This is a genomic window from Glutamicibacter sp. BW78 (assembly GCF_002332245.1).
Classification (GTDB): Bacteria; Actinomycetota; Actinomycetes; order Actinomycetales; family Micrococcaceae; genus Arthrobacter_H; species Arthrobacter_H rhombi_A.
Genome location: NZ_NRGU01000025.1, coordinates 885 through 1,214 on the forward strand (window position 1 = coordinate 885; position 330 = coordinate 1,214).

Consider the following 330-nt stretch of genomic DNA (forward strand, 5'->3'; position numbering starts at 1 on the left):
GGCACCGATGTGCATTTGGTGCTGGTTGATCTGCGGGACTCGGTGCTCAATGGCCAGGAAGGTGAAGACCTGCTGGCGAAGATCGAGATCACGGTGAACCGTAATGCTGTCCCGTTTGATCCGCGTCCGCCGATGGTGACCTCGGGGCTACGGATCGGGACTCCGGCGTTGGCGACGCGTGGTTTCTCCGAGGAGGCCTTTACCGAGGTCGCTGACATCATCGCGGCCGCGTTGATTGCCGGGACCGCCGACGGCGGTGCCGACGCCGGTGTCCTTGAAGGGTTGAAGGCCCGGGTGACCGCCCTGGCTACCGCCCACCCGCTCTACCCG

Annotated in this window: 1 pseudogene; it reads left to right on the top strand. The window is 65.2% G+C overall.

The features are described 5' to 3' along the window. A pseudogene (locus CIK75_RS16465) lies at positions 1 to 330 on the top strand (serine hydroxymethyltransferase); the annotation flags it as partial.